Source organism: Micromonospora echinofusca (assembly GCF_017614955.1).
In the GTDB taxonomy this organism is placed as follows: Bacteria; Actinomycetota; Actinomycetes; order Mycobacteriales; family Micromonosporaceae; genus Micromonospora; species Micromonospora echinofusca_A.
Window position 1 is genome coordinate 1 of the sequence record NZ_WVUH01000167.1, and the last position, 15348, is coordinate 15348.

Here is a 15348-nt window from a genome sequence, read left to right on the forward strand (position 1 = left end):
AAGCACACCCTCGCGCTGACCAACCGGGGGGACGGGTCCACGGCAGCCCTGGTGGCGCTGGCCCGCCAGATCCGGGACGGCGTGCACGACCGGTTCGGCGTGACCCTGCACCCCGAGCCGGTACTCGTCAACTGCGTCATCTGACTCCCGCCACCAGCGGGGACCGGCGTCAGGCCGGGGCGACCGCCGACCAGGCCACCGTCAGTTCACCGAGCCGCCACCGGTTCGGCCGGTCCAGCAGCGGCCAGCCGGCCGCGCGTATCGCCCCGACCGCGTGCAGCCAACGCTGCCGGGGGCCGAACGGCGCGTACGGCGCTGCCGCCCGCCACCCGTCGTCCAGCGCGGTGACGAACGCGTGCACCGGTTCGCCGGGTACGTTGTGATGGATCAGGGCCTTGGGCAGCCGCTCGGCGAGCGTCGCCGGGGTGTCCAGGGCGGACAGCCGGGCGGCCAGGGTGAGCGACCGGGGTCCGCTGCCGTCGACCAGCAGCCAGGCACCCAGCCGGCCCAGTTCGTCGCAGGTCCCCTCGACCAGTACGCCACCCGGGGCCAGCCCGTCCGTGACCGTCCGCCAGGCACCCGCCACCGCCGACTCGTCGTACTGCCGGAGCACGTTGAACGCCCGGACCAGGACCGGACGGAGCCCGGCGAGTTCGAACCCGCCCCGGGCGAAGGTCAACCCGGGCGGATCGGCGGCGGGTGCCGCGTCGGCGACCCGCTGCGGGTCGATCTCCAGCCCGACCACCCGTACGTCCGGCCGGACCAGGGCGGCCAGCCGGGCCCGCAGCTCGACGGCGGTGACCGGGGAGGCACCGTAGCCGAGGTCCACCACCAGCGGGTCGGCGGCGTCCCGCAGCAGGTTCCCGCAGGTCGCGGCGATCCAGTTGTCGACCCGGCGCAGCCGGTTCGGGTTGGTCGTCCCCCGGGTCACCACGCCCTGCGGCGTAACCCGGGCCGCCACGCCCTGCGGCGTAACCCGGGCCATCAGCCGACCCGGTGCACCTTGTGCTGGGCGGCCTGGGCCAGCGGGCGGACCACCAGCCGGTCGATGTTGACGTGCTGCGGGCGGGTGGCACACCAGGCGATGCAGTCGGCCACGTCCTCGGCCACCAGCGGCTCGGCCACCCCGGCGTACACCGCCGCCGCCCGGTCGGCGTCCCCGTCGAAGCGGACCAGGCCGAACTCGTCGGTCCGCACCATCCCGGGATCGATCTCGACGACCCGGACCGGCCGGCCGCACAGTTCCAGGCGCAGTGTCCCGGTGACCGCGGTCTGGGCGTGCTTCGCCGCCGCGTACCCGCCACCGCCCTCGTAGACGGTGAAACCGGCGGTCGAGCTGACCACCACGATGGTGCCCGCACCCGAGGACTCCAGGGCGGGCAGCAGCGCCTGGGTGACCCGGAGGGTGCCGAGCACGTTCACGTCGTACATCCACTGCCAGTCCCCGACCGAGCCGGACTCGACCGGGTCCAGGCCGCGTGCGCCGCCGGCGTTGTTGACCAGCAGGGTGACCGGGCCGGGGGCCTGCCCGGCGGCGGCGGCCAGCCCGGCGACCGACTCGTCCGAGGTCACGTCGCAGGTGACCGCGGTGGCGGAGCCGCCGGCCTGTTCGATCTCGGCGACCAGGTCGGCCAACCGGTCGGCCCGACGGGCGGCGGCGAGTACGTGGAAGCCCTCCCGGGCGAGGCGGCGGGCGGTGGCCGCGCCGATGCCGCTGGAGGCGCCGGTGACGATCGCGACGGAGGTCATCGGACCATTCTCGCCGACCCGTCGGCCGGTCCGGCGGGGCGGTGGGATGCCGGACCCGACGCATGAGGTGGGTCACGTCGGTCGACGGCCCGAGGAATGTCGATCCGCCGAACGGGAAGATGAAATCCGGCGCAGAGGTTGCTTCTGGGGCGCCGGTCGTGCGGGACGGCCTGTAACCGTGGCAGAAGGAGCGGATGTGGCGGAAATGCACACCGGTGTCGGTCGCCAGCGTGGTGCGCTGCCGTGGCCCCGGCCCCGACGGATCGCGACCCTCTCGGTGCACACCTCTCCGCTGCACCAACCCGGCACCGGTGACGCGGGTGGGATGAACGTCTACATCCTGGAGGTCGCCCGCCGGTTGGCCGAGGCCGACGTGGAGGTCGAGATCTTCACCCGGGCCACCGCCCGCGACCTGCCGCCGGTGGTCGAGATGGCGCCCGGTGTGACCGTCCGGCACGTCGCCTCCGGCCCGCTGGAGGGCCTGACCAAGGAGGAACTGCCCGGCCAGCTCTGCGCGTTCACCGCCGGGGTGCTCCGGACCGAGGCCGCCCGGCCGCCGGGCCACTACGACCTCATCCACTCCCACTACTGGCTCTCCGGTCAGGTCGGCTGGCTGGCCAAGGAACGTTGGGGAGTGCCGCTGGTGCACACCGCGCACACCCTTGCCAAGGTCAAGAACGCCCGGCTCGCGGTTGGCGACCGTCCGGAGCCGAAGGCCCGGGTGATCGGCGAGGAGCAGGTGGTGGCCGAGGCGGACCGGCTGGTCGCCAACACCGGCGTGGAGGCCCGGGACCTGATCGCCCGGTACGACGCCGACCCGGGCCGGGTCGCCGTGGTCGAGCCCGGGGTGGACCTCGACCGGTTCCGGCCGGCGACCGCCGGTCGGGAGGCGGCGACCCGACGGGCCGAACGCCGCCGGCTCGGTCTGCCCGTCGACGGGTACGTGGTCGCCTTTGTCGGCCGGATCCAGCCGTTGAAGGCACCGGACGTGCTGGTACACGCCATCGCCGCACTGCGGGAGCGGGATCCGGAGCTGGCCGCACAGGTCACCGTGGTGATCGCCGGTGGGCCCAGCGGAAGCGGGCTGGACCGGCCCACCGCCCTGATCGAACTGGCCGCGTCGCTCGGCGTCGCCGACCGGGTACGGTTCCGGCCGCCGGCCACCGGCCCCGACCTGCCGGCGCTCTACCGGGCGGCCGACCTGGTGGCGGTCCCCTCGCACAACGAGTCGTTCGGGCTGGTCGCCCTGGAGGCCCAGGCCTGCGGTACCCCGGTGGTGGCCGCAGCGGTGGGTGGTCTGGTCACCGCCGTCCGGGACGAGGTGAGCGGCCTGCTGGTCGACGGCCACGACCCGGTCGACTGGGCCCGTACCCTGGGCCGGCTGCTGCCCGCGTCGGCCCGCCGCGCGGAACTGTCCCGGGGTGCGGTGGCACATGCCCGCAACTTCTCCTGGACCCGTACGGTCTCCGGTCTGCTCGACGTGTACGCCGAGGCGATGGCGGAGCACCGGTCCCGGCTGGAGGCGGAGCTGAGCGGGTACGGAGCGGGTTGCGGCAGCCGGCCGTAGAGTGGGCCCGATGAGCGCCAAGAGCGATGTGGCGGCCCTGATCGAGACCGTCTGCACCGAACGTGAGCTGGCGTACGAGTCCACCGGCGAGGCGTCGTACGCGGTCACCCTGCCCGGTACGCACAAACTGAAGACGATCTGCAACCTGATCGTCGGCGAGCACTCGCTGCGGGTCGAGGCGTTCGTGATGCGCCAGCCGGACGAGCGTCGCGAGGAACTGTGGGCCTGGCTGCTCCAGCGCAACGCCCGGATGTACGGCGTGGCCTTCTCCATCGACGCGGTCGGCGACGTCTACCTGACCGGCCGGGTCAGCCTGGGCGGGGTCACCGAGGACGAACTCGACCGGCTGCTCGGGGCGGTACTCACCTACGCCGACGAGTCCTTCGACACCATGTTGGAGATCGGTTTCGGCACGGCGATCCGGCGGGAGTGGGAGTGGCGGGTCAAACGCGGCGAGTCCACCGCCAACCTGGCCGCCTTCGCCCACCTCTTCGAGCGGTGACAAGCGGTAAGGAAGGGCCCCTTCTTAACGTTTTCGGTAGAGGAAGGGCCCCCTGTTAACACCTGACCTCGCAGGTTTGGCTGCCCACGGACGGGTATGCCGTCGCGTGCGGCGGGGCGGTGCACTCCCCGTACCGCCGGGAGACGCCACTGTCGAGGAGCGTGAGAACGCCATGCCTCAGCGGAACAGTTCAGGTCGCGGTGGTACCGCGACGGCGACGAGGAGCCGGTCGTCGGGTACGGCGACGGCGACGGCGACGAGGAGCCGGTCGTCGGGTACGGCGACCGCGACGAAGGGCCGGTCGTCGGGTACGGCGACCGCGACGAAGGGCCGGACGTCGGGTACGGCGAACCGGACGTCCGGCGCCACCACAACGATGCGCAACCGGTCGTCCGGTACCGCGATGGTGCGTAACCGGGCGTCCGGTGCGGGCCGGATCGCCGAGGCCGACATCGCCCGGATGCGGGTGGACGAGATCCGGGCCGAATTGCGCCGCCTGGGTGTCACCGGTACGTCCGGGCTGCGCAAGCCGGATCTGATGTCGACCCTGGCCCGCGCGATGCGGGGGCAGCGACGTCCGGGCGGCGCGGCCAGACAGGCCGGCGGCCCGGCGGGGGCGAAACGCACCGGCCCGACGGGGGCCAAACGCACCGGGCCGGCAGCCGGCCGCGCCGCGTCGACCAGCAACCGCACCGGCACGGCGGCCAAACGCACCGGGGCGGCGGCCAAGCGTGCCGCGCCGGCTGCTCGGACCGGTGGACCGACGAAACCGGGTACCGGGACAGCCGGGCGCTCCCGGACCGCCAGCGCGACCGGCGGGGCCCGGCAGGGCGCCACCCGGTCCCGGTCGGTGCGGTACGCCCAGCAGATCTCCTCGCTCAGCGACCAGCCGGAACGTCCCGGCCGCAGTCTGGTCACCAAGAACCACGACGTGATCCGTCGCTGGGCACGGGCCCGACAGGCGAAACCGGCGACGATCACCGGGACCGAACGGGACGGCCGGCCCGGGGTGCTGACCTTCAACATGCCGGGGTACCGGGAGAGCTCCCGGCTGAAACAGATCACCTGGGAGGAGTGGTTCCGGACATTCGACGCCCGACGGCTGAATCTGATCTATCAGGAGCAGTTGCGGGACGGGCGGCAGAGCAATTTCTTCCGTACCGAGTCACCCGATCGTGAGGATGGTTGACCGGAATTCGGGGAATGCAGGCCCCATGGACGACGTTGGCCATATCCGAGGCCGGGTGCCGCCACCGGAACGGTCGGTGTGACCGGCGAGACAGCCCGATCAGGTTGTTTCTGGATTCTGGCCGATCTAACTTTATTGCACCGCACCACGCTCGGAAACGTTCGGGGGAGCGGCGGATCACGCAGATCCGCGCACCGAGCGGGGTGCTGGAGGACAGGTGACCGTTTGCCGTTGGGGGACGGTGGTCACCTGTACACCGGCGGCGCGTGCGGGCGACGCTTACGGGGGTGAGTGTCGCCCGCCGCCGCCGGGCACCGGGGACGTAGGACCCGACGATGTCGGCGCCGGTGAGCCAGGAGCGCCCGGTGACCCGGGAGGGCCCGGCGACCAGAGCGCGGCGACCCGGCGCTCCCGGGGCGGTCCGGCCAGCAGGTGCCCGACCACCGCGAGGAGACCCACTCCACCGACGACGATCCAGTGGCCGTCCCCCAGGTACTGGAGGCTGACCCCGCCGAGCGTCGGTGCCACGAACGCCGCTGCCGGAAAGGTCAGATAGAAGACCGACTGGTAACGGGCCCGCAGTGGAGCCGGTGCCAACTCCGCGTTGATCTCGGCGTTGGGCGGCGCGGCGAGCATCGACCCGATGGTCCAGGTCACGCAGGCCGCCAGGTACAGCGGTAACCCGTCGGCGAAAGCCAGCGCACCGAACCCCACCCCCATCAGCCCCGTGGAGACGGCCAGCACCCGGTGCTTGCGGTGGCCGTCCAGCAACCTGGGTACGAAGAGCTGCCCCAGCACGATGAGTGCCCCGCCGACCGCCACCACCAGCCCGTACGCGGACGGGCCGAGCCCGTCGGCCCGGATCGACAGCGGCAGGATCGTGGACGTCTGGGTGGTCAGCACCGCCAGCACGAAGGTCAGTCCGACGAAGACCAGGAAGGTCCGGTCGGTCAGCGCGGTACGCAGCCCACCCCCAGTGGCACCACCCGGTCGGACCCCGCCGGTCGCGGCTCCACGCCGGCTCCGCGCCAGGGTCTCCGGTACCTTCCAGGCGATCAGTACGGCGGTGGTCAGCGCCGCCCCCGCGTCGACCAGGAAGAGCGCCAGGTAGCTGGCCTCGGCCAGTACCCCGGCGAGCAGGGAGGCGACCGCCATCCCGAGGTTGAACGCCCAGAACTGGAGGTTGAACGCCCGGGAACGGCGCTCCGGCGGTACCACGTCGATGATCGCGGCGACGTACGCCGGGCTGGGCATGGAGTGGACCACGCCGAGCAGCGTGGCGAGCACCGCGATGACCAGCAGGTTGCCGGTGACGGCGAGCGCGACCATCGTGGCGCCGGACGCGACGTGTGACCAGAGCAGGGTGGCCCGCCGGCCCCACCGGTCGGCGAGCACGCCCCCGAGCAGCACACCGACCGCGCCGCCGGCCCCGTACGCCCCGACGACCAGGCCGGTGAGCGCCGTGCTGGCGTCCCGGACGTCACTCAGGTAGAGCGACAGGAACAGGACCACGAAGGCGCCGGCCCGGTTGATCAGCAGTCCGGACCAGAGGTACCAGAAGGTGGCGGGCAACCCTCCCGCAGTGTCGTGCAGCCAGCGCCGCAGGGCGGACACGGATCCTCCTGGAAACTTTCCTAACAGCTCGCCCCGGACGCTATCTGATCAGCGGCGGGCCGCGTCAAGCGGCTCGGTCGCGGCGGTGGCCGGTACCCCGTCCGGCGTGGCACCGACCGCCGGTCCGACCGCGGTGGCGGCGACGGCGGCCGGGCCGGTGGTGGCGGCCGGTGCCGCCGCCGAGGCGGCAGCGACCGTCGGCGGTGCGTCGACCGCCGGGGCCGTCACCGGTGTGGTGGCCAGGCGCAGCGTGGCGGCCCGCCGCTCCCGGGCCGGGCCGGACGCCAGGTGCGCCCCGGCGACCAGCAGTCCCAGCGCGGCGCAGCCGAGCCAGAGGACCGGGTCGCCCAGCCGCTCCCGGACCAGGCCCCCGAGGATCGGTGCGGACGCCCCGGCGATCTGCCAGGAGAGGGAGAAGACACTTTGGTAACGGCCGCGCAGGTCGGCGGGGGAGAGTTCGGCGATCAGGCTGGAGTTGGACGGCGAGTTGAGCATCTCGCCGAGGGTCCAGATCAGCACGGTGACCGCGTAGAACCAGGCGGCGTCGGCGAAGGCGGTCAGCCCGAACCCGATCCCGACGATGGCCGAGGCGAGTGCCAGCACGTGGGACCGGCTACGCCCCCGGATCAGACGGGGGACGAAGAGCTGGCCCGCGACGATGAGCACACCGTTCAGCGCGATCACCGACCCGTAGGAGGCGGGCGGGAGACCGTCGGCGCCCATCGCGATCGGGAGCATCGAGATGTGCTGGAGGAAGATCAGCGCGTTGAAGAGGTTGAGCAGCACGAAGACCAGGAAGACCCGGTCCCGCAGCGCGGTCCCCAGTCCGCCCGGACGGGTACCCGTGGCTGTGGTGGGATGCGCGACGACGGCCGTGCGCGTCTCACCCACCTTGACGAAGACGACGACCGCGGTGACCAGGGTGGTGGCCGCGTCGACGACGAAGAGCAGCAGGTAGCCGGCCTCGGCGGCGAGCCCGGCGAGCAGCGCGGCGCAGGCGAAGCCGAGGTTGATCGCCCAGTAGTTGAGCGAGAAGGCGCGCAACCGGTCCCGCGCGGGCACCACGTCGATCACCATGGCGCCGAAGGCCGGCCGGGCCGCCTCGGCGAAGAGGCCCAGCAGCAGTGCGGCGCCCAGCACCGTCCGCAGCTCGTGGGCCAGGCCGAGGGCCACCATCATGGTGGCCGCGCCGAGGTGGGCGGTGAGCAGCGTCGGCCGCCGACCCCACCGGTCGGCGAGCACCCCGCCGGCCATGGTGCCCACCGCGCCGCCCACCCCCCAGGCGCCGAGGACCAGGCCGGCCTGGAAGGCGGAGAATCCGCGCTCCGTGGTCAGGTAGATGGCGAGGAAGATCAACACGAACGAGCCGAGCCGGTTGATCAGGGTGCCGACCCAGAGGTACCAGAAGGTGCTGGGTAGTCCGCCGGTGGTTTCCCGGAACCAACCCCGCACCGTCCGCATCTGCCGCCCCCCGACACGTAATGACCCAAACATCTCCAGCGCCTTACAACCTAGTGCCGCCCGGATGCGCTGGTCATCCGCTTTTCCACGTGGTGGTCGTCACCACCACCGGCGGCATGTCGCCCGGCGGGGTCGGGCAGGATGAGCGGCATGACTGCGAGCGAGCGACCTTCCGTCGGGACGCTGGTCCTGCTGCGGCACGGCGAGAGCGACTGGAACGCGAAGAACCTCTTCACCGGCTGGGTCGACGTCGACCTGACCGCCAAGGGCGAGGCCGAGGCCCGCCGCGGCGGCGAGCTGCTGCGCGAGCACGACCTGCTGCCCGACGTCGTACACACCAGCGTCATGCGCCGGGCCATCCGGACCGCCGAGCTGGCGCTGAACGCCGCCGACCGGCACTGGATCGCGGTACGCCGGTCCTGGCGGCTCAACGAGCGCCACTACGGCGCCCTCCAGGGCAAGAACAAGAAGCAGACCCTCGACGAGTACGGCGAGGAGCAGTTCATGCTCTGGCGCCGGTCGTACGACACCCCGCCGCCGCCGATCGCGGACGACGACGAGTTCTCGCAGGTCGGCGACCCGCGCTACGCGCTGCTGCCGGGCGAGCTGATGCCGCGTACCGAGTGCCTCAAGGACGTCGTCGAGCGGATGCTGCCCTACTGGTACGACTCGATCGTGCCGGACATCCTCGCCGGCCGGACGGTCCTCGTCGCCGCGCACGGCAACTCGCTGCGGGCCCTGGTCAAGCACCTGGACCAGATCTCCGACGCCGAGATCGCCAAGCTGAACATCCCCACCGGCATCCCGCTGCGGTACGACCTGGACGCGGAGCTGCGGCCGACCGTGGTCGGTGGCACGTACCTCGACCCGGAGGCCGCCCGGGACGCCGCTGCGGCAGTCGCCAACCAGGGCCGCTGAACGGTTAGGAAGGGCCCCTTCCTATCGCATCCGGTATAGGAAGGGGCCCTTCCTAACACCACCCCCTCCCCAGGGCGTGGTGTGTGGGTGTGGTCAGTCGACCACCGGTTCCCCGGTGATCAGGTAGATCACCTGGCGGCCCGCGTTCACCGCGTGGTCGGCGTACCGCTCGTAGAACCGGCCGAGCAGCGCACCGTCGATCGCGGTCTCCGCGCCGTACGGCCAGTCGTCGTCCAGCAGCACCTTGAACAGGTCCCGGTGCAGGTCGTCCATCGCGTCGTCGTCCCGGTCTAGTTCGGCGGCGAGGTCCACGTCCGGCTCGGAGAGGACGGACGCGATCTTCTCCGCGATCCGGTCCGCCACCGCCGCCATCTCCTTGAACACGCCGCGCAGTTCGGCCGGTACCGCCGGGGAGGGGTGCCGGCGCAGCGCGGTCTTCGCCACGTGGTCGGCCAGGTCGCCCATCCGTTCGACGTCGGCGGCGACGTGCAGCGCGGTGATCATCGCGCGTAGGTCGGAGGCGACCGGCGCCTGCCGGGCGAGCAGGTCGCAGACCCGCTCCTCGACCTGGCGGTAGAGACTGTCGATCTCGGCGTCCCGGGCGATCACCGCCTCGGCGGCGTCCCGGTCGGCGGTCAGCAGCGCCCGGGTCGCGTTGCGCATCGCCGCGCGGACGGCCTCGGCCATGTCGACCAGTAGTTGACTGACCAGATGGAGGTCGGCCCGGAACTCCTCGCGCATCATCACGTCCTGTGCTCGGTGGCCGCCGGCCCGGGGTCGGGATACCGGCGACGAGGTACGGATAGGCGGGTGTCTGCGGGCCGGTGGGGTACCGGTCCGCCAGCGCCCGCCGCCCACGGTAGGTCGGTACGGCGGACCGCAGGTGAACCCCGGTGAACGGGACCGGACCGGAGGGTGAACTTTCTTCGACGTCGGTCTGATTCCTCCCGTTCTGTGCGCGGGCCGGGTGAACAATGACCCTACGATCGCCCGGTGGGTTGGACAGTGGTGGTCGCAGTCGCGGCGGGGTTGGTGATCGGCCTGCTCGTGGGGCTGCTGCTGGCCCGGTGGAACCCGCAGGGCGTCGACCGGTCCGCGAGCGTACGAGCCTGGATGAGGGGTAGGGCCGCGATGGCCGAGGACGAGCAGGCCGCCCTCGCCGGGGTCGGCCGACGGGCGATCGACTCGCTGCGCGCCGGAGTGGTGGTCCTCGACGGGGACGACGTACCGGTGCTGGTCAACCCGGCCGCCCGGGCGATGGGGCTGCTGCGCACCGGGCCGACCCCCGGTTCGGTCGCCGCGCACCCGTTGATCCGTACCCTGGCCGGCCAGGTGCGCCGCACGGGCGTCCGGCGCGAGATCGAGCTGGACCTGCCCCGGGGCCGCGACAACGCCGGTCCGGACCCGCTCGGTGTGCACCTGCGGGCGATGGGACTCGGCAGCGGGTTCGTCGCCGTGGAGGCGGCCGACGTGACCGAGTCGCACCGGCTGGCCCGGGTACGGCGGGACTTCGTGGCCAACGTCAGCCACGAGCTGAAGACCCCGATCGGGGCGCTGCAACTGCTCGCCGAGGCGCTGCTGGACGCCACCGGCCCGGCCGGTTCCGTCGGCTCGGTCGGTCCGGCCAGTCCGGTCGGGGTGGAGCCGGCCGGGGACCTGGTGGCCGCGCGGCGGTTCGCCGAGCGCATCCAGAAGGAGTCGACCCGGCTCGGCCGGCTGGTGCAGGAACTGCTCGAACTGACCCGGTTGCAGGGGGCCGAACCGCAGCCGCCACCCGAACCGGTCGCGGTGGACTGGGTGGTCGCCGAGGTGATCGACCGGACCCGCACCGCAGCCGCCGCCCGGCGGGTGCAGGTCGAGGTCGCCGGTGAGCGCGACCTGACCGTGTACGGCAACGACAGCCAGATCGCGACGGCGGTGGCGAACCTGGTGGACAACGCGATCGCGTACTCCGGGGAGGACACCACCGTGACGGTGGCCACCCGGGGGGACGCCGAGCACATCGAGATCGCGGTGACCGACCAGGGTATCGGTATCGCCCCCAACGACGTGGACCGGATCTTCGAGCGGTTCTACCGGGCCGACCAGGCACGTTCCCGGGCCACCGGTGGTACCGGGCTCGGCCTGGCCATCGTGAAACACATCGCCAGCAACCATGGCGGCCGGGTCGAGGTGTCGAGCACCCTTGGCGGTGGGTCGACGTTCACCCTCCGGTTGCCGGCCCGTCCTCCGGACGACCTGCTGCCGTCGGGTCCGGTAGGTGGGATCGAGGCCGGCACGGCCGAGCTGCGGCCCGCATGACCGGTCGGGTCGGGGCCGGTACGACCCGGCACCGGTGAACCGGTACGGCCCGGCGGTCGAGATGACCGGCGGATCAGAGAAGTTCTCCGGCGGGACCTTCCGCCGGTGAGGAAAGGACAGCCCCGTTGAGCCGCGTTCTGGTCGTCGAGGACGAGGAGTCGTTCTCCGACGCCCTCTCCTACATGCTCCGCAAAGAGGGATTCGAGGTCTCGGTGGCCGCGACCGGCACCGCCGCCCTCACCGAGTTCGACCGGACCGGCGCGGACATCGTCCTGCTCGACCTGATGCTGCCGGAGATGTCCGGTACCGAGGTCTGCCGGCAACTGCGGCAGCGCTCGCACGTGCCGATCATCATGGTCACCGCCCGGGACAGCGAGATCGACAAGGTGGTCGGCTTGGAGATCGGCGCGGACGACTACGTCACCAAGCCGTACTCGCCCCGGGAACTCGTGGCCCGGATCCGGGCGGTACTCCGCCGGCAGTCCGTCGAGTCCGTCGAGTCCGGTGCGCCGACGTTGGCCGCCGGTCCGGTACGGATGGACATCGAACGGCACGTGGTGACCGTCGACGGAGCCCCCGTGCAGCTGCCGCTGAAGGAGTTCGAGCTGCTGGAGCTGCTGCTGCGCAACGCCGGACGGGTACTGACCCGGGGGCAGCTCATCGACCGGGTCTGGGGTGCCGACTACGTCGGCGACACCAAGACCCTGGACGTACACGTCAAGCGGCTGCGGTCGAAGGTCGAGCCGGAGCCGTCGGCGCCGCGCTTCATCGTGACCGTGCGAGGGTTGGGCTACAAGTTCGAGCCGTGAGCCAGGTGCCCGCTGGGTTGATTGCAGGGGTCCCTTCCTATCGTTTTCGGTATAGGAAGGGGCCCTTCCTAACAGCCGGGCATTCCGCTCAGCGGACGACCTTGAAGTTGAACAGCGGCGTGCCCAACCGGCCGTAGAGCCGGAGCCAGATCGAGAGCAGCAGTTCGGTGCCGCGCGCCGTACTGATGTCCCCGAGGTCGATCACGTCGGTGTGGCCGAAACTGACCAGCAGTTCGGTGACGACCTGCTTGGCCTCCGCGTCGTCGCCGGAGACGAAGACGCTGTGCGCGCCCCCCGCGAGCTGCTGCGGGTGGATCATCAGATCGGCGGTGAGGGTGTTCAGCGACTTCACCACCCTCGCCTCGGGGAAGGCACGTTGGATCTGCTCGGCCAGGGATTCCTCGTCGCTGCTCAGGACCGGGAACGGAAAGCCCCGGTCGACACCGAGCGGGTTGGCGATGTCGAGCAGCACCTTCCCGGCCAGGTGCTTCTCCCCGGCGGCGGTCAGGGCGGCCAGTGAAGCCGTACCCGAGGTGGCGTTGACCACCAGGTCGGCGTCGGCGGTGGCGTCGGCGAAGGTGGCGAGCCCGACCCCGGGGTGCTGCGCGGCCCACGCCGCCCAGTCGCCGTCGCGGTCCCGCAGGGTCGCCACGTTCCGGGTACCGATGGTCACTTCGTGGCCCAGTTCGGCGGTACGCCCGGCGATGGCCCGGCCCACCATGCCGGTACCCAGTACTGCGATGCGCATGTCGACTCCCTCAACACCTGACGGCGCCCACTGCGCCGCTCCGGGTGCGAGTCAAACTAACAGACAGGTCTGTCTACTCTCTTGTTTCTGCACCCTATTCCCACTGTGACAAGGTGAACAGGACCACACAGACCGGTCTGTATGATGGCCCTGAGCAGCGAGAAGAGGAGCCCGGATGGACAAGCGACCCCCCGGTGGCGCCCGGGAGCGGATCCTGGACACCGCGTTCCGGCTCTTCTACGCGTACGGGCCCCGGGGCGTCGGGGTGGACACGGTGATCGCCGAGTCCGGGGTGGCCAAGGCGACCCTCTACAAGCACTTTCCGAGCAAGGACCAGTTGGTCCTGGCGTACCTCGACCGGGTCGACCAGGTCTGGTTCGCGTCGCTCCGGTCGGCCGCCAGAGCCGCCGGTCCGGAGCCCCGGGAGCAGCTCGTCGGGATGTTCGACGCGCTCGGCTCAGCGTGCCGACGGGAGGGGTACCACGGCTGCGCGTTCATCAACACCGCCGCCGAGTCGCCGGCGGGTAGCGCCGTGCACGCCCGTACCGTCGAACACAAGCGCCTGGTCCGGGCCTGGGTGACCGACCTGGCCCGGCAGGCCGGCGCGGCCGACCCCGACCTGCTGGCCCGGCAGCTCACGCTGCTCGTCGACGGCGGTCTGGCGGCCGGGGTGCTGGACGGCGATCCGGCGGCGGTCGAGGCGGCGCGGCAGGCCGCCCGCAGCCTGGTCGACGCGGCGCTCCGCTGAGCCCGGGTGTTAACAAGGGGCCCTTCCTCTACCGAAAACGTTAAGAAGGGGCCCTTCCTTACATGCTGGCGGGGTGGGGGGCGACCAGGCCGGTACGGACCCGCGCGGCGCAGAGTTCGGCGAGTTTCGCGTACGCGGCCTCGCCGATCAGCGCGGTCAGCTCCGGGGCGTACGACAGGTACATCGGCTCGGTGCCGACGTGCGCCTCCGGGGAGGAGGTGCACCACCAGTCCAGGTCGTGCCCACCGGCGCCCCAGCCCCGCCGGTCGAATTCGCTGAGGCTGGAGACGAGCACCTTGGTGTCGTCGGGGCGTCTGGTCCACTCCTGGTCCCGGCGGATCGGCAGCTGCCAGCAGACGTCGGGTTTGTACTCCAGCGGGTGTGCCCCGTCGCGTAGTGCCTGGGCGTGCAGGGCGCAGCCGCCGCCACCGGGGAAGTCCGGATCGTTGAGGAAGACGCACGGCTCGTCCTCGCCCCGGGTGGCGGTACGCCGGGCCGGGTTCTTGCCGTCGATGCTGTCCATCTCGGTGTAGTTCTTGAAGCCCCGCCGGTAGTGCTGCCAGGTGGCCGGGCTGAGCCGTTTCGCGGCGGCGCGGACCCGCTTCTCGTCGTCGGCGTCCGTGAAGAACGCGCCGTGCGAGCAGCAGCCGTCCCCGGCCCGGCCGGCGACGATGCCGTGGCAGGACTTGCCGAACACACAGGTCCAGCGGGAGAGCAGCCAGGTCAGGTCGGCGCGGATCAGGTGCCGGCTGTCGGCCGGGTCGAGGAACTCTATCCACTCGCGGGGGAAGTCCAGCTCCACCTCGCGACTGCGCGGGTCCTGCGGGTCGTCGACGAGTATCCGGAGCTCAGTGCGGCCTGCCACCCGGCCAGCGTACGCCGCTGCTCCGGTCCCGGCCGGCTGGCCGCGCGATTGGGCCTTAGGGTGGCCCACATGCGACTGGGTGTGCTCGACGTGGGCTCCAACACCGTGCACCTGCTGGTGGTCGACGCCCACCACGGTGCCCACCCCTGGCCGGCGCGGTCGGTCAAGGCGGTGCTCCGGCTGGCCGAGCAGATCGGCCCGGACGGGGCGCTGACCCGGGGTGGTGCGGACGCGCTGGTGGGGGCGGTGGCCGAGGCGCGTGCGTCGGCGGTCGAGCTGGCCGCCGACGACCTGATCGCGTTCGCGACCTCCGCGGTGCGGGACGCCACCAACGCGCCCGAGGTGCTGGCCCGTGTCCGGGACGAGACCGGGGTACGCCTGGAGGTGCTCACCGGTGCCGACGAGGCGCGCCTGACCTTCCTGGCCGTCCGCCGGTGGTTCGGCTGGTCGGCGGGCCGGCTGCTGGTGCTGGACATCGGCGGGGGCTCGCTGGAGATCGCCGCCGGTATCGACGAGGAGCCGGCGGTGGTGGAGTCGTTGCCGCTGGGGGCCGGGCGGCTGACCCGGGACCGGCTGCGGGTGACGCCGGAGACCGACGTGCCGCCGTCGGCCGAGGCCGTGCAGGAACTCCGGGAGTACGTGGAGGGTCTGCTCGACCCGGTGGTGGAGCGGATCGGTGCGGTCGGCTGGGAACGACCGGTCGCCACCTCGAAGACGTTCCGCACCCTGGCCCGGTTGGCCGGTGCCGCGCCCTCCGGGGCCGGGCTCTGGGCCCGACGCAGCCTGTCGTTGACCGGCCTGCGGCAGGTCACCGGCTTCATCCGGCACATTCCGCCGAGCCAGCTCTCCGAGCTGGAGGGGGTCGGCACGGGGCGGG

Annotated in this window: 16 protein-coding genes and 1 pseudogene; 9 read left to right on the plus strand and 8 right to left on the minus strand. The window is 72.1% G+C overall.

All coding sequences use genetic code 11. From position 1 onward, the window contains the following. Positions 1 to 144 (plus strand): annotated as a pseudogene (locus GSF22_RS18995) (UDP-N-acetylmuramate dehydrogenase); the annotation flags it as partial. Between the two features lie 25 nt (positions 145 to 169). On the opposite strand, the gene GSF22_RS19000 reads toward GSF22_RS18995, so the two are convergent. Together GSF22_RS19000 and GSF22_RS19005 are read right to left on the minus strand one after the other, a co-directional pair. Then, on the minus strand, positions 170 to 985 hold the full coding sequence (locus GSF22_RS19000; protein ID WP_208814973.1) for a class I SAM-dependent methyltransferase: 816 nt from the start codon (positions 983 to 985) through the stop codon (positions 170 to 172). Continuing rightward, a complete protein-coding gene (locus GSF22_RS19005) occupies positions 985 to 1749 on the minus strand; it encodes an SDR family NAD(P)-dependent oxidoreductase (RefSeq protein ID WP_208814974.1) in 765 nt (254 codons plus the stop codon). Before GSF22_RS19005 ends, GSF22_RS19000 begins: the two co-directional genes overlap by 1 nt. 196 nt (positions 1750 to 1945) lie before the next feature. Here GSF22_RS19005 and mshA point away from each other — a divergent pair, with 196 nt between their 5' ends. Together mshA and GSF22_RS19015 are read left to right on the plus strand one after the other, a co-directional pair. Next, the gene (gene mshA / locus GSF22_RS19010) at positions 1946 to 3316 is read left to right on the plus strand and encodes a D-inositol-3-phosphate glycosyltransferase (RefSeq protein ID WP_208814976.1); all 1371 of its coding nucleotides are present in this window, start codon (positions 1946 to 1948) and stop codon (positions 3314 to 3316) included. A gap of 10 nt (positions 3317 to 3326) precedes the next feature. Next, a complete protein-coding gene (locus GSF22_RS19015) occupies positions 3327 to 3818 on the plus strand; it encodes a YbjN domain-containing protein (protein ID WP_208814978.1) in 492 nt (163 codons plus the stop codon). 177 nt (positions 3819 to 3995) lie between these two features. Here the strand turns inward: GSF22_RS19015 and GSF22_RS19020 are convergent, their stop codons facing one another. Next, on the minus strand, positions 3996 to 4202 hold the full coding sequence (locus GSF22_RS19020) for a hypothetical protein (protein ID WP_208814979.1): 207 nt from the start codon (positions 4200 to 4202) through the stop codon (positions 3996 to 3998). Here GSF22_RS19020 and GSF22_RS19025 point away from each other — a divergent pair. Continuing rightward, the gene (locus GSF22_RS19025) at positions 4195 to 5007 is read left to right on the plus strand and encodes a hypothetical protein (protein WP_244367709.1); all 813 of its coding nucleotides are present in this window, start codon (positions 4195 to 4197) and stop codon (positions 5005 to 5007) included. The genes GSF22_RS19020 and GSF22_RS19025 overlap by 8 nt on opposite strands. A 279-nt stretch (positions 5008 to 5286) precedes the next feature. Here GSF22_RS19025 and GSF22_RS19030 read toward each other — a convergent pair whose 3' ends face one another. Together GSF22_RS19030 and GSF22_RS19035 are read right to left on the minus strand one after the other, a co-directional pair. Further along, on the minus strand, positions 5287 to 6621 hold the full coding sequence (locus GSF22_RS19030) for an MFS transporter (protein WP_208814981.1): 1335 nt from the start codon (positions 6619 to 6621) through the stop codon (positions 5287 to 5289). Positions 6622 to 6669: 48 nt separating this feature from the next. Continuing rightward, on the minus strand, positions 6670 to 8082 hold the full coding sequence (locus GSF22_RS19035; protein ID WP_208814982.1) for an MDR family MFS transporter: 1413 nt from the start codon (positions 8080 to 8082) through the stop codon (positions 6670 to 6672). A gap of 150 nt (positions 8083 to 8232) precedes the next feature. Here GSF22_RS19035 and GSF22_RS19040 point away from each other — a divergent pair, with 150 nt between their 5' ends. Then, complete coding sequence (locus GSF22_RS19040) at positions 8233 to 9000, plus strand: phosphoglyceromutase (protein ID WP_208814983.1); 768 nt, start codon at positions 8233 to 8235, stop codon at positions 8998 to 9000. Positions 9001 to 9093: 93 nt separating this feature from the next. Here GSF22_RS19040 and phoU read toward each other — a convergent pair whose 3' ends face one another. After that, complete coding sequence (gene phoU, locus GSF22_RS19045) at positions 9094 to 9741, minus strand: phosphate signaling complex protein PhoU (RefSeq protein WP_208814984.1); 648 nt, start codon at positions 9739 to 9741, stop codon at positions 9094 to 9096. Between the two features lie 318 nt (positions 9742 to 10059). Here phoU and GSF22_RS19050 point away from each other — a divergent pair, with 318 nt between their 5' ends. Both GSF22_RS19050 and GSF22_RS19055 read left to right on the plus strand, forming a co-directional pair. Further along, complete coding sequence (locus tag GSF22_RS19050; protein ID WP_439957791.1) at positions 10060 to 11301, plus strand: sensor histidine kinase; 1242 nt, start codon at positions 10060 to 10062, stop codon at positions 11299 to 11301. A gap of 125 nt (positions 11302 to 11426) precedes the next feature. Beyond that, positions 11427 to 12110, plus strand: coding sequence for a response regulator transcription factor (locus GSF22_RS19055; RefSeq protein WP_208814986.1), 684 nt, complete (start codon positions 11427 to 11429; stop codon positions 12108 to 12110). A gap of 88 nt (positions 12111 to 12198) precedes the next feature. On the opposite strand, the gene GSF22_RS19060 is transcribed toward GSF22_RS19055, so the two are convergent. Continuing rightward, positions 12199 to 12858 carry an NADPH-dependent F420 reductase gene (locus GSF22_RS19060; RefSeq protein WP_208814987.1) on the minus strand — a complete coding sequence of 220 codons (660 nt, stop codon included), beginning with the start codon at positions 12856 to 12858 and terminating at the stop codon, positions 12199 to 12201. Positions 12859 to 13033: 175 nt separating this feature from the next. On the opposite strand from GSF22_RS19060, the gene GSF22_RS19065 reads away from it, so the two are divergent. Then, positions 13034 to 13606, plus strand: coding sequence for a TetR/AcrR family transcriptional regulator (locus GSF22_RS19065; protein ID WP_208814988.1), 573 nt, complete (start codon positions 13034 to 13036; stop codon positions 13604 to 13606). Between the two features lie 58 nt (positions 13607 to 13664). Here the strand turns inward: GSF22_RS19065 and GSF22_RS19070 are convergent, their stop codons facing one another. Next, positions 13665 to 14471 carry a hypothetical protein gene (locus GSF22_RS19070; RefSeq protein ID WP_208814990.1) on the minus strand — a complete coding sequence of 269 codons (807 nt, stop codon included), beginning with the start codon at positions 14469 to 14471 and terminating at the stop codon, positions 13665 to 13667. A 69-nt stretch (positions 14472 to 14540) separates the two neighbouring features. Between GSF22_RS19070 and GSF22_RS19075 the strand changes: the two genes are divergently transcribed. Beyond that, positions 14541 to 15348: Ppx/GppA phosphatase family protein (locus GSF22_RS19075; protein WP_208814991.1), on the plus strand; the 808-nt coding region annotated here is incomplete at its 3' end.